Annotated in this window: 10 protein-coding genes and 1 pseudogene; 6 read left to right on the top strand and 5 right to left on the bottom strand. The window is 66.5% G+C overall.

Annotated elements, in window-relative coordinates; all coding sequences use genetic code 11:
• Positions 1-543 (bottom strand): sigma-70 family RNA polymerase sigma factor, encoded by a 543-nt coding sequence (locus PYR72_RS22545; RefSeq protein ID WP_275456985.1) that lies wholly within the window; start codon positions 541-543, stop codon positions 1-3.
• A 333-nt stretch (positions 544-876) separates the two neighbouring features.
• Here PYR72_RS22545 and PYR72_RS22540 point away from each other — a divergent pair, with 333 nt between their 5' ends.
• Together PYR72_RS22540 and PYR72_RS22535 are read left to right on the top strand one after the other, a co-directional pair.
• Positions 877-1,503, top strand: a complete 627-nt coding sequence (locus PYR72_RS22540; protein ID WP_275456984.1) for a hypothetical protein — start codon at positions 877-879, stop codon at positions 1,501-1,503.
• Positions 1,504-1,525: 22 nt separating this feature from the next.
• Positions 1,526-2,269, top strand: coding sequence for a hypothetical protein (locus PYR72_RS22535; protein ID WP_275456983.1), 744 nt, complete (start codon positions 1,526-1,528; stop codon positions 2,267-2,269).
• Positions 2,270-2,948: 679 nt separating this feature from the next.
• Here the strand turns inward: PYR72_RS22535 and PYR72_RS22530 are convergent.
• Positions 2,949-3,631, bottom strand: a pseudogene (locus PYR72_RS22530) (DUF317 domain-containing protein).
• A 426-nt stretch (positions 3,632-4,057) separates the two neighbouring features.
• Here PYR72_RS22530 and PYR72_RS22525 point away from each other — a divergent pair.
• Positions 4,058-4,195, top strand: a complete 138-nt coding sequence (locus tag PYR72_RS22525; RefSeq protein WP_275456982.1) for a hypothetical protein — start codon at positions 4,058-4,060, stop codon at positions 4,193-4,195.
• Between the two features lie 16 nt (positions 4,196-4,211).
• The gene (locus tag PYR72_RS22520; protein WP_275456981.1) at positions 4,212-4,457 is read left to right on the top strand and encodes a hypothetical protein; all 246 of its coding nucleotides are present in this window, start codon (positions 4,212-4,214) and stop codon (positions 4,455-4,457) included.
• A 375-nt stretch (positions 4,458-4,832) separates the two neighbouring features.
• Here PYR72_RS22520 and istB read toward each other — a convergent pair whose 3' ends face one another.
• Together istB and istA are read right to left on the bottom strand one after the other, a co-directional pair.
• The gene (gene istB, locus PYR72_RS22515) at positions 4,833-5,624 is read right to left on the bottom strand and encodes an IS21-like element helper ATPase IstB (protein WP_137311230.1); all 792 of its coding nucleotides are present in this window, start codon (positions 5,622-5,624) and stop codon (positions 4,833-4,835) included.
• A complete protein-coding gene (istA, locus tag PYR72_RS22510; protein ID WP_275454083.1) occupies positions 5,624-7,162 on the bottom strand; it encodes an IS21 family transposase in 1,539 nt (512 codons plus the stop codon). Before istA ends, istB begins: the two co-directional genes overlap by 1 nt.
• Before the next feature lie 174 nt (positions 7,163-7,336).
• Between istA and PYR72_RS22505 the strand changes: the two genes are divergently transcribed.
• The gene (locus tag PYR72_RS22505) at positions 7,337-8,290 is read left to right on the top strand and encodes a DUF6615 family protein (RefSeq protein WP_275456980.1); all 954 of its coding nucleotides are present in this window, start codon (positions 7,337-7,339) and stop codon (positions 8,288-8,290) included.
• Between the two features lie 409 nt (positions 8,291-8,699).
• Here the strand turns inward: PYR72_RS22505 and PYR72_RS22500 are convergent, their stop codons facing one another.
• Positions 8,700-9,923 carry a hypothetical protein gene (locus tag PYR72_RS22500; RefSeq protein WP_275456979.1) on the bottom strand — a complete coding sequence of 408 codons (1,224 nt, stop codon included), beginning with the start codon at positions 9,921-9,923 and terminating at the stop codon, positions 8,700-8,702.
• A gap of 697 nt (positions 9,924-10,620) precedes the next feature.
• On the opposite strand from PYR72_RS22500, the gene PYR72_RS22495 reads away from it, so the two are divergent.
• Positions 10,621-12,390: a hypothetical protein gene (locus PYR72_RS22495; protein WP_275456978.1), complete on the top strand. Its 1,770-nt coding sequence runs from the start codon at positions 10,621-10,623 to the stop codon at positions 12,388-12,390.
• Positions 12,391-12,403: the final 13 nt, after the last annotated feature.

Genomic DNA, 12,403 nt, shown 5'->3' with positions numbered 1-12,403 from the left:
TCAGATCACCTCCATCTCATTGAGCCGCGTTCGCATGGCGGAGATGGCCGCGTGCAGCCGGCTCTTGACCGTGCCCTCCGGGATGTCCAGTTGCAGCGCGATGTCCCGGACAGTCAGGTCGGCGTAAAAGCGCAGGGCGAGCACCTGTCGCTGCGCCGTGGGCAGACCCTCCAGGCCCTCCGCCACCGTCAGGGCGAGGAGCCGGTCCTCCTCGGGGTGATCCGTCGGCGGACGCCGCAACCACCGCGCGGCCAGCCGATCGCGGAGGCCCACGTCCTTCTTCCGGGCCCGGTGCCAGTCTGCGGCGACGCGGGAGGCGACCACGGCAACCCATGCCGACTGATTACGGATCTCTGCGGCGGCAGGGTTGGCCTGCTCTTCGAGCAGCTTCAGCCTGACCTGCTGTATCCCGTCGTCCAGTGCGTCCAGGGGCACCCCGCCCAGGGCGAGCACCGCCCGTATCCGGCCGGTGTCCACCGCCACGTCGGCCGACGAGCCGACGCTGTCGCTGTCCACTCGCTTCGCTCCGCGCCTTCCTGTCATGCGCAGCCCTTCCTCGTTTCACCTACGACGGAGTAGGCCCGGGAAACGTTCGCGGTGGCACGGAACCGTTCGCGACGTGCCTGGGGCGAGCGCGCGCAAGCGGCATGAGGTGTGCTCATAAAGCTCCACAATCCGTTGACAGGTGCTCGAATGTACGTTCATATTATGCGACTGTCGGAGGAGTCGGGCATATCTCGAAGCGTTTGGCACCTGCGGACGCCCGCGCATCCGGTGGTCGGGCTTTGAGCTTCAGCAATGCCCAACCCGTGAGACGCGCAAGGGGAGACTGTGCAACAACCCGGATCGAAACCCACCTGGCGCCGGGCCAGGAACGTGCTCACCATCGCCCTGGCCGGGGTGCTGCTCGGCGCCGGAGTCGCGTGGGCCGCCGTCACCGACAACCTCGTCCCGTCGGGCAATTACTCCCCGAGTTGCAGCGAGCCCGGCATCTTCAGCGGCCCGGTTGTCTGCCAGACAGACAACGGATCCGTGTACTACTACATGGACAGCAGCGGCGAGTACGAACTCGAAGCGGGCGACAAGGATGTCGTCAGAGACATGCTGGCTTCCGAGTATTCGCCGACCGATCTCGCCATTTACTACGACTCAAATCCGACGTTCTCCGGGGATGCGGAGACGGACATTATCTACCAGGAGGGCAGCACCGGTATTCCGGATGATGCTGATGGGTTGACCTGGTGCAACGACGACAGCCCCGCAGCTGAGTACGAATGCGACCAACAGTACGTTCGCATCAGGGGAGCCGGCTCCTACACTCCGGGCCTCAGTTGCCATGAGACCGGGCACGCGGTCGGCCTCCTGCACGGAGACGACGCTTCGCCTCAGTTGCTGAAAACCAACAATGCCCTCGGCTGCATGCAGACGCCCGTCGACTACTACGAGCCACTTGGCGACAACCAAGAGGACAACATCAACGCCCACTACACCAAGCCCAACTGACAAAAGCCGAGAGGACAATCAAGTGAAAGGCGCCATGCGCATTGCTGCTCTCGGTGCAGTCGCCGCAGCAACCATCACCACTGCCGCCACCTTCATCGCGCAGAACTCGGCGGCGGAGGAACCGATCATGCTGGCTCACGGCAGCGACCATTTGCCCAACCAGACAGCGTCGGAGTGGGTGACCTACGCCGATCACGTAGTGGCCGTCACCGTTACGGCGGAGAAGGAGAACGACCCCGGCCGGGCGGCGGCCGAGCGCGGCGAGGGACTGATCCCGCGGGATGTGACGCTCACAGTCGACAAGGTCCTCTGGTCCCGCGCTGAAGGCGACAAGCCGGCCCCGCAGTCGTTCTCGTACTCGGCCTTCGGCTGGCACTTCACCGACGCGGACATGTCGAACAAGGTGAAGATGGCCGGCCACGACGCCCCCCGCCTTGAGGTGAGCCACAGATACATCATGGCCATCGTGTGGGAGGAGGCTCGCTGCAGCCCCGGCGACGCACCGGTTCCCGCGAAGTGGCGCGGCCTCGGCGTGGACTCCACCATTCCCTTCGACAACAAGGTGATCGGGGAAGGCGAGTTGGAAGGCAGGTCGCGCTCCGCTTCGGAGGCGCGCGAGGAAGCCCACCGTGACAGCCCCAACTTCAGTCTGGAAGACAAGATGACCGGCCAGACTAGCGAAGCCTTGATCGCGGAGCTGAAAGCCGCGAAACCGGGCGAGAAGAAGCAGTTCGGCCCCCCGCCGTCGGCCACGGCCTGCAGCTGAGCAGAGGTCTGCTGCCTGCGAGGGGTCCCGCACCACGTCGCCATGCGTGGCTGCGGGCCCCTCGACGCGGACACCGGTTAACGGAAGCGCTTCAGGCCGGGGGCGATGGAGGTGAATGGCCGAGGTGGCGCAGGCCCTCTTCGCGAGTGGGGTGGAACCGGCCGACGGGACCGGGTGGCGGTTGAACCAGGCCGCATCCAGGCCGGGCTCCTTCGTCTCGTGGCCCGCCCGACAACGCAGCCACACCGAGTCGTCGCGCAGGCAGAAGACGATCCAGTCCCGGTACGCGCCGCACCCGGGGCACGTGCGGACCTCGCCGTCGACGACGAGCGGCTGCAGCCAGCGCATCATCACCCCGGCCACCTCATGGCGCGACGGCACCCGCAACGTCGGCGGCAGGAGGTCGGGCACCGCCACTTCCTCTGCGGCAGGGGCCGTTGGAGTCGGCTCGAGGCAGCCGGGCCACGGCTGGGCGGTCTGCAGCCGCCGGAGCAGCTCGTAGCCCGCACGCTGGGCTTCACGGAACGCACGGTCCTCGCGTACGCGTCGAAAGAACACGACTTTCTCCTTCTCTGTCATCGGGCAGGCGCGTGGAACACGCCTCATACGTCTGACCTGCTGCCACTCGGGAGATCGGCGACGAGCCGCACAACAGCGGATCCTCTGGGGGCAGGGGCTGTCAGTCGCGGCGGATGACAGTGAGCCGCTCCTCAGCGCTCTCGGGCACAGTGTGGCGAGGCACCGGGACCGGGGAGGCGAGTGAGGACGCGAACGCGGCGACCAGGTCATGGGGGACGCTGGCGCTGAAGCTGGCACACCACAGGTACGGGGCGCCCGGAACGGGGTCTGCCCACGCCTGCCAGCCCACCAGGTCAGGACGCGGGTCGGCGTCCTCGATGAGCGGCGGCAGCATCTCCAGAGAGAGGCAGGCGGAGAACCCGGGGTCTGTCGCATTGGTGCGGGGGCGATCCACATCGCGGATCCAACCCCGGGCACTCAGCGCGTCGAGGACCGTCTCGGGCCCCTCGAAGCCGACGTCGGGTCCCTCACGGGCGTCGATCGCCACGAGGAGATCGGCAAGCGCCTCGTGGGAGACGCCCGTGGTGAAGTACGCGTTCCACTGCGGCATCGCGGAGGCGGCATGGCCGCGGGCGCTCAGTTGCCAGGCAACGGGCAGACCGCCCAGCTCGAACGGATAGGCCGCGAGGATCCACTCGGCCCCACACAGCCCATCCGGGCTTAGAGAAGGGTGTGACGGGATGTGGGCCACATACGCCAGCCGAGGTCGGACAGGGTGTCGCCGATCCGCTCGGCGAGCACACCGTCGTCACCGGCCAGATGACGCGGGGTGACCCAGTACACCGGGTCCGGCAGGTTTGGTCGGGAGCGGTCGTTGGAGTGGTGCGGGAGCAGGGGCGCCTCCATGGGCTCGTAGGGCGGAACACTGGCTCCAGGATCACTGGCATCACCTCGTTGACCAGGCCCTCCGGCAAGGTGTTGCAGGTTGACATAGCTGCGCAGCTGCTGACCAGTCGTTTCGGGATCTTCCCTGTCTGCCTGTGGCGAACTGTGTCTTTCATCATCCAATCAAGGCGTTTGCCAGCGAACTCGGTCGTTCCGGCTTCTCTGACAGTGAATCCAGTAGCGAGGAACGAGCACGCTCTACGCGGTCCGTATGTCGGCCGCGTCCACCGAACCGGGCGAGCACCTGCGCCCGTTGTCAGTGCACCATGCTGCCCTCAGCCTCACCCTCGCGCAGCCGGCGCGCCTGTTGAGATGGAGGACGACATGAGTGACGGCACACGGACTGCCGCACATTCGCCGGAGGACGCGCTGCGTGCCGTCGGCACCCTTCTCGGCCGTACCGGGACCGCCTCCTGGCTCCCGGCGAGAACCGACCCCGCATCCACGTCCACGACCAACTGACCGTAGGAGCCACGCCATGCCCGACGGAGAGGTCGCCCTTGAACTGGCTGCGCTCCGCCGCGCCCTCGAAGTCGGGCCGGCGCGCATCAGCGGCCAACTTGCCCTGATCGCACAGCGATCCGACCAGATCGACAAGACCGTCGAGGAACTCGGCGACAGGGTCACTGCCCTGGAACGCACCCGCTGGCCCCTGCCGGCCGTCGGAGTACTGGCCAGCCTCGCAGCTCTCGGACACGCCGCATGGTCGGCGCTCGGCCACTGATCGCACCGGACGACAGAGACACTCGCCCTGGGTACGTGGCCTTCGTGGTCACCTGGTCGGCGTTCGCAGTGTGGTTCCTGGGACATAACGTGACGTAGCGTCGAGTGTCCGCGAGTTGGCCGCCTTCCGACTCGTCAACTCGTCGATGTGAAACAGGTCGTGACCGTACGGTAGGTGCGCAGGGTCAGTACAGCGCCGAGCGAGCGTCCAGAGATCAAGGCGGAGCCGCAACAGGGAGATTCATTGACGTCGCCGCCACTTCCTGTCAACGGCCATTTCGTTCTCCCCGTAGGCGGCCAGAAGTTCGCCCCGCTGGCGGCCATCGAGATGTCCCCGGTGGCGGCCAGATAATTCCCCGCCCTCGGGTCGGTCGGGTCAGCTGAAGGGCTTCACCCCCTGTCCGCTGGTGGCCTGGGTGAGCCGGTAACTGTCACCCTGAGTGACGACGATGTGAGCGTGGTGCATGAGCCGGTCGACCGTCGCGGTGGCCAGGGTCTTGGGCATGATCTCGTCGAATCCGGAGGGGTGAAGGTTGCTGCTGACGGCGACCGACCGGCGTTCGTAGGCGGCATCGACCAGGCGGTAGAAGCCTTCGGCAGCGTCCGGCGAGACCGGCAGGAGGCCGATGTCGTCGACGATGATCAGGTCCGAGCGGATGATCTTCGCGAGGGCTCGGGCGATCGAGTCGTCCGCGCGGTGCCGACGGACCAGGGCTCCGAGGTCCTCGATGGTGAACCAGGAGACGGTCAGCCCGGCCTCGATGGCGGTCTGGCCGAGGGCCTCGGTGAAGTGGCTCTTGCCGGTGCCGGAGGGCCCGCAGATGCAGAAGTTCTCCCGCCGGCCGATCCATTCCAGGGACTTGAGGGCGTCCTGGGTGGGGCGGGGGATGGCGGACTTGGTCTCGTCCCAGTCGCCGAAGGTCTTGCCGGTGGGGAAGCCGGCCCGCTTGCGGCGGGTGTGGAGGTTGGCCCGGTCGCGGCCGGCGGCCTCCTCGGCCAGCAGGACGCGGACGACCTCGGCCGGGTCCCAGCGTTGGGCCTTGGCGGTGGGGATCAGGTCGGCCAATACCCGACGCAGGTGCGGGAGTTTGAGCCGCCGGGTCAGCTCGATGGCCTCGGCGAGCGGGTCGCCGTTGGTGCCGGGAACGGTGCGAAGTGGGGTGGCCATCAGGCGGGATCGCTTTCGTCGTGCTCGGAGACGTCGGAGGCGGGCTGGGCGGGCAGGCCGAAAGAGGACCAGGCGGAGGTGCCAGGCTGCAGGGAGTGTTCCTCGCTGCGGCGGACGGGTTCGGTGTGCTCGCGGGTGGCCTGGTAGTCGACGATGGACAGCAGGTCCTTGTCCGCGAACCGGCCGGTGACCGCGGCGGTGCCCAGGGCTCGGTCGACCTCGGCCACCGAGTAGAGCTTGGACAGGGCGACGGCCTCGGCCATCTTCGCCTTGATGCGGCGGACCCCGCTGGCCCCGGCTTCAACCAGCCAGGACGCGGCCCCGGGACCGAGCTGGAGGAAGGCAGCCTCCTCAGCCGAAGTGGCCTTCGGGGTGCGGTCGTTGTCCTTGTTCTCCCGCGGCGGGTAGTGGGCGTCGTCCAGGACCGGGGTGCCCGGCTGCCCGCGGCGGTGGCGGGCGGCCTCGAGGGCCGAGCCGTCCTCGCCGACCGCGGTGACGATCAGCTCGTCGCCGTGGAACCGGGCCCAGACCCGGTTGTCGATCAGTTCGTGCGGAACCGAGTAGCGGACCCCTTCGACCGAGATAGTGGACTCCCAGTTCACCCGCCGGGTGGTGCCGAACGCGGCGGTGAACGGCCTCCTCGGCAGTGGGTGCAGCCGCTGTCGTTCCTCGGCGAGCCGCTCGATGGGCTTGCGCCGAGTCGCCCGGTGGGTGCGGGAGTTGACCTCGTCGCAGAACGCGCGGCAGGCCGCCTCCAGCTCGCCGAAGGTCTTGTAGTGGTCGCGCAGGTTGACGTCCTTCGGCACCAGGTCGGCCTTCGCGATCCGGACCGTCGCCTCGGAACCGCCCTTCGTCTCTGGGTCCGCGGGCAGGCAGGTGCGTATGGTCGTGCCGTAGTGCCGGGCGACCTCGACGATCTCCGGGTTGCGGACGGCGATCCCGGCAACGTGGTCGGTGGTGACCGTCTTCTCGTTGTCCGTCAGGACGTAGGCCGGCACCCCGCCGATCCGGCGGAACGTCGCGTCCAGACACGAGGTGACCGTCGGCAGCGTCTTGTCCCAGATCGGGATCACGATGCGGAAGCGGGACCAGGCCAGCCAGGCGCACCACAAAATGGTCTTGCGGCCGGCGATGGTCGGTCCGTCGCCGAAGTCGTACTGAATCCACAGCCCCGGCTCGGTCACCCACGGTCGATAGACCCGCCGCCGACCAGCCCTGAACTGGGCTTTCGCCTCGGCAACGGTGCGGCGGGTGGTGCGTTCCCCGCCGGTGAAGCCCATCGCGACGATCCTCTTGTGCACCACGTCCGCGCGGATCTTGCCGTGCGAGCGGACCACCAGTTCCTCGATCTTCGGCAGATAGTCGTCGATCGCGCGGGCCCGGTGACGGCGCTGGTCCGGGTGCTGGCCGGCGGCCCGCATCTTCACATAGCGGGCCACCGTGTGGTGGTCGACGCCGGTCAGTTCGGCCGCAGCGCGGTAACTGCCCGTGAGGTCGTACGCCTCAAGGATCTCCATGATCTCCCTGCTGTTCTTCACCCGCCCGAGCCTCGCTGAGCGGGATGCGTCCAATGCGAGCGGGGAGATATCTGGCCGTACGTGGGGAATCCCGTGGCCATCAGTGGGGCGGTAAATGACCGCCTATGGGGAGCTTGTCATGGCCGCCGTCAACTTCCCCCCATTTCTCCACCACCGGGATCCCGCACAGGTTCCGTGAAGCACATCCACCACGTGATCGAGAACTTGATGGCTGGGCGGCCGGAGGCGTGCCACCTGGCGAAGGCCCTGGCCAAACAGGCTCGTGCCACGCACCGCCGCATGGCGAGAGCACGTGCCGTTGGGTTCGAGGCGTACGAGACGACCCTCACCGACCTGCTTCTGACGGAGCTTGCACATGTGGACCCGCGTTTCTGGCGGGTGGTTAGGTTCAAGCCGCACGAGGAGCGAGGAAACGGCGCCGACTGGGAGTGGTGGATCCAGCGGAGCGACTCGTCGTGGGTGCGCCTCTGGATTCAGGCCAAGCGCCTCTACCACCCCGGCGAACGCTACGAGGAACTCAAGCGCAAGATCCGGAGAGGATCAGACGGCAGGATTCGGCAGAGTCGGTTGCTGGTCGAGGCCGCGCGACGGGAAGGCCGGAACGGTAACGTCCTGCCGGTCCCGCTGTACGCCTTCTACAACTGCCTGCAGGGTAAACGGGCTGAGCCATGGCCGTGTAAGAGACTTGAGCCGTGTCAGCAGCAGCCCCTGCTCGGCATCACGATCGCCCCTGCCCAGCAGATCGACGAGCTGATTGTGAAGGGTAAGAACGGCTACCGCGACGTACTGGCCGAAAGTAAGCCGCTGTCGTGCCTGGTGCACTGCCCGACAGTGTGGTCGGGGCATCCTCAGGACTCGTACGCCTCGACGCTGCTGATGGGCATGGAGTGGCTGCACACCAATGACGACCTCCCTTCGGCTCCGTCTCTGCCTGGCCGCATCGAAGAAGCGCTTGAGACGGACGACGAGGTGGTCGCCGAGGAGTCGGGCCCTCGGATCGCTCTCATCACGGGTCACACGGCGCTCCCCGGTGCCCGCATGGATGAAGTGCCACCAGGGCTGGCCGACCTGCGGAAGCGGTTCGACCTGCGGGCACTGGAGCGGCAGGGGTGGCGGGAAACGACGTGACAGCGCCCCGGGCAGAGTACGAGTCAGATCCCGGGGCGCTTTTCCACATCGGAAGGAGGCGGAGAGCCTATGACCCGCGCTCAACTTGACCAAGCACGAGGCATGTCCCACCTGGTATGGGTTCCGTGTTGCCATAGGCCCGTATTGCGTAGCAGCACTGTCACCACCGTTCGGGTCGCCGTGTCGATGACGCAGGTGCAATCTCGACGCTGGTGGACGCGCCGGGCACCTGGGTACTTCGGGTCGCCTCCGTAGGTTTGCTCGGGAGACATGACGCACCGCAGCACTTCACTCTCATCGAAACCGAGCTCCTTCGCCCGGGACAGGGCGTGCCGGCTCAGCGTGACGCCTGCATGCGTGAGAAGTCGGGTCAGCGCGCGCTCTCGACGAGCATCACGTCGGGCGTTCGTCATGAGGCGACATCACCGGACACTAGATCCATGACAGCGCTTCTGCCCCAGTCGCCGCTGCGCTTCCGCGTGGGAATCGCTTCCAGCGCGAGGTGACGAGCGATCTCCTCATACGAGTACCCCGCCTGGCTCCGCAGGCGCTTCGCGACGGCCCTCGCGTGATCGATGGACCGGGTGGTCTCGATCACGGTGTGGCTGTCGTGCATCCGAAGGGCAGCGAACGTTTTGATCACCTCCCGCAGAACTCGCTCTTGTCCGGAACCTTCAACGGTCGACTTCACCGACTTGCCCGCCTCCAGAACCTGGACGCCGAAGTGTTCGACCCACCTGTACGCGACCAGCCGGTCCAATTCGCTGGGAAAGAGGGAAGAGTCGGCTACGTAGAGGGTGCGGACAGGCACGGGTGTGGTCACGAGGTGGACAAGGTCTGTGAGCCCGAAGTCCGGAGTGCTCGGGGTGAAGGAGAAGGCGAAGAGGTGGTCGTGCGCCGTCGCGATGTTCTGGACGTCCCTCGATCGCGTGAGGTGATCTCGTTCGTCGTCTGGTCCGTAGACGGCCATCACCTCGAACTCCTGGAGAACTTGATGTGACCTCCCACTGGTACGGATCCGCTCGCCATCGACCGTCCGGGGGGCATCGTCGTCCCAGCACGCGTCTTGGAGGAGCCGGTGAACGACCTGCTTGTTGAAGTCCCGCTCACCCTGCACGCCATCCCACATGTAGCCCGCTTGGTTGAGGAGGTCCGCAGTCTGTGCCAGCGTCAGTTGAAACCCGACGTGCAACTTGTGTGCGAGCCGCACCACTTCGTTCTTGCTCAGGCCGCGGCCGATGTCCAACTGGCCCTGCTTGCCTCGTTGGCGAGGAAGAAGTGCCCGAAGTGCAGCGCAGGTAGCCTGAACCTGGTTGCGAACACCTCGCTCGGTGTTCCGCAGAGGGTGATCGGGTTCGATGACATCACCGGCCACGGTCAGTGTCGCTCGGTGATACCGGATCTCGTCGCGAACCATCTCCCGGGTGATCGGATCGCCCAGGTCATCCCACCTGGACACGCGGATGCTATCCACGAGATCGGCACGCAGGCAGAACAGAACCTCCTGGAGTGCTGGACGATCGCCCGCCGCTACCCTGCTGCGTGACTTCGCTTCGGTACGCCATAGCGTCCCGTCTTTCGGCGCCTTGTCTCCATGACGCACCACGCGATACCCGATTTCGGACGTCGACATGCTTCCCTCCAAGGCTCTGGCCAGTAACGGAGCGCCACTCTGTCAGCTCCCTGGGTCCCTGCAAGCGATCAATTAGTCCGGCGATTTCGACGATGCGGACGTTCAGAACGTCGAGGTCCCGGTCGCTGATCTGGGAGCGCAGCATTCGCGCGGACTCCGTGGCCCACTCCAGATACGTCCACAGCCCCTCGAAGGCGGTGAGATACGGCCGCTGCAGGTTCATCGCGGTGCTGTGGACGCCGCTGAGGACCTGCCGGATGTGCTTCCGTTCTGCGCCGGGGCGAGGGTTGATAAGCATGTGCCGATCCTGTCAGCGCGGCCCCCAGGTGCAGGTTTCTCATCCGGCCCGCGCGACGGTGAGGGACGGTCCCGAGGGCGTGCGGGCTGACATTCGACTGACGCGTGCTTCGGCGGTTCTGATCACCCCCGGGCGGCCGCCCGCGCAGCTTACAAAGCTCATCAATCTGCCGCCAATGAGCGAGTGAAGAAGCTTCGGCTGCTGGTAGCCCTGCTTGGGCGACCGACAAGCGCCGCCGGGGGCGGTCTTGCGACGTCGGGTGCACCTATGCCCGGCACCATCCGGTCCGGAATCAGTCCGTCGGATTCGGGCTGAATCGTGGGGCGTTGAGCCGTAGACTTCGGCAGCCAACGCCGACGAGGTCCGGCCGTTGCGCGCGTCTGCGGGGGAGGAGAACGCATGCAGGACCCTTCGGACTCGATGGAGATCGCCGAGCCTGAGGAGAACGGCCGGGGCGATACCGTCGATTCACCTGTTGTGGACGATCCGACGTCCGACTCGGACATCGATTCGACGACGGTGTCGACGGTCCTAGTGGAGGTGCTCCCAGGAGTGGCTGTCGTCGCCGGTGAGGTCCCACCGGAGCTGAAGCCCGATCTGATCGACTTCGGCATCGTGCCGGCTGCCGACCGCAAGCAGATCTCAGCGATCCTCGCCTCGATCGGGAACGCCGCGACCGTGCTCGGCAATCTCGGAAACGCGTTCGCCAGTGTTCAGGGGCTCTACAGGATCGACGCCACGACACAGGCCCTCCTGAACAGCGGCGCGACGCTCGCCGTCAAGGACGGCGGGAACCTCGGAACGGTGATGATTCCTGGCCGCTTCCTGCGTCAGGCCCGCTTCTACTCCGTGAATGCGGTGAGCAAGGCGCAGACCGCGGCCTCGATCGGGCCTGCGCTGGCCATGGTCGGCCTTCAGATGATGTTGAGTGAGGTCTCGGGCCTCGTCAGGACCAACCTCGCGGTGACCAGTCAGGTCCTCACCGCCATCCGCAAAGAACAGTGGGCTGAACTGACGGGGCTCGTCGCCGCCATCGATCGCGCGGTCGACCAAGCGCGAGAGATCGAATCGGTACCGACGTCCTTGTGGGAAGACGTCGCGGGCAGCGGAGCGCTGCTGCACAAGCAGCTTGAGCTCTACCAGGAGAACGTCCGCGACCACGTCAGGCAGATCGGTCGGGCCGACGCACGCAGCCACCGTGAATATCTGCAGACGAACGCCGAGGCGATCGCCTTCGATGCCTACGCCCTCTTGTCCTCCCTCAAGGCATGGACCGGGTATCACGCGCTCCGCGCCGCAAGAGCGAGAGCCGCTGGACGCGAAGACGCCGCCGAGGCGCAGTACGCCGAGGTCATCGCGCGTGACACCCGCGCGGGGTTCGACTCCGCTCTCGCCGAATCGACGAGCCTCGTCGACGCGCTGACGCGGGAGCTGCGGATCACCGCCGAACTCCCCGGACCCGACACGTGGCCGCTGCCGGGGAAGCGGAAGGACGTGAAGGCAGCCCGAGAGACCTCCGCTCGTCTCCTGGAGGCGATCGAGCCTCTTGCCGACGCTCTCCATCCGCCGGCTCCCCCGCTTGAGGCTCCGGGCGTCGTCTGCGCACCTGAATCGCTGGATGGCGAGCCGTACCTTCGCATCCTGCGATGGCTCCTTGAGGACGGTGAGACCCTGCGTGTCCTTGGCTTCCCCGATCAGCTGGATGCCCTCGGTCCCGTTTCTGCGATCGTCGGTGGAGCGAAGGACAAATTGGCGGCAGCAAGGGACAAGACTGCGGCAAAGACACTGGTCGCCGTCACGGATCGCCGCATCATCACGGCCAAGACGAACGCGTTCCTTGAGCAAGCCGAGATCCGGCAAGACATCCCTGCTGACCAAGTGCGATACGTCCGAGCAACGACCACACAGGACAAGAGCGCGCGCTTGGCGATCGACCTCATCACGCGCGACGAGAACATCCGGTGGCTCTTCCACGCTGACATGGACAACACGCAAGTGGGCGCGCTCGCGGCCGTGCTTGCCGAGTCGATGACGATCCCCGACGTTGAACGGGAGGAGCTGCAACGGCGACGCTACGCCTCCATCGAGGCGGGCAAGAAGAGCGAGAGTGCTGGTACGAGGTCTACCGTACCGACTGGACCCGAGGCCACGATCCGCGACGCCGAGTAGGCCCCGAGCCGAT

The organism is Streptomyces sp. VNUA24, assembly GCF_029167005.1.
In the GTDB taxonomy this organism is placed as follows: Bacteria; Actinomycetota; Actinomycetes; order Streptomycetales; family Streptomycetaceae; genus Streptomyces; species Streptomyces scabiei.
The sequence above is the reverse complement of the archived record's forward strand: the minus strand, read 5'-3'. Positions and strand labels throughout refer to the sequence as shown.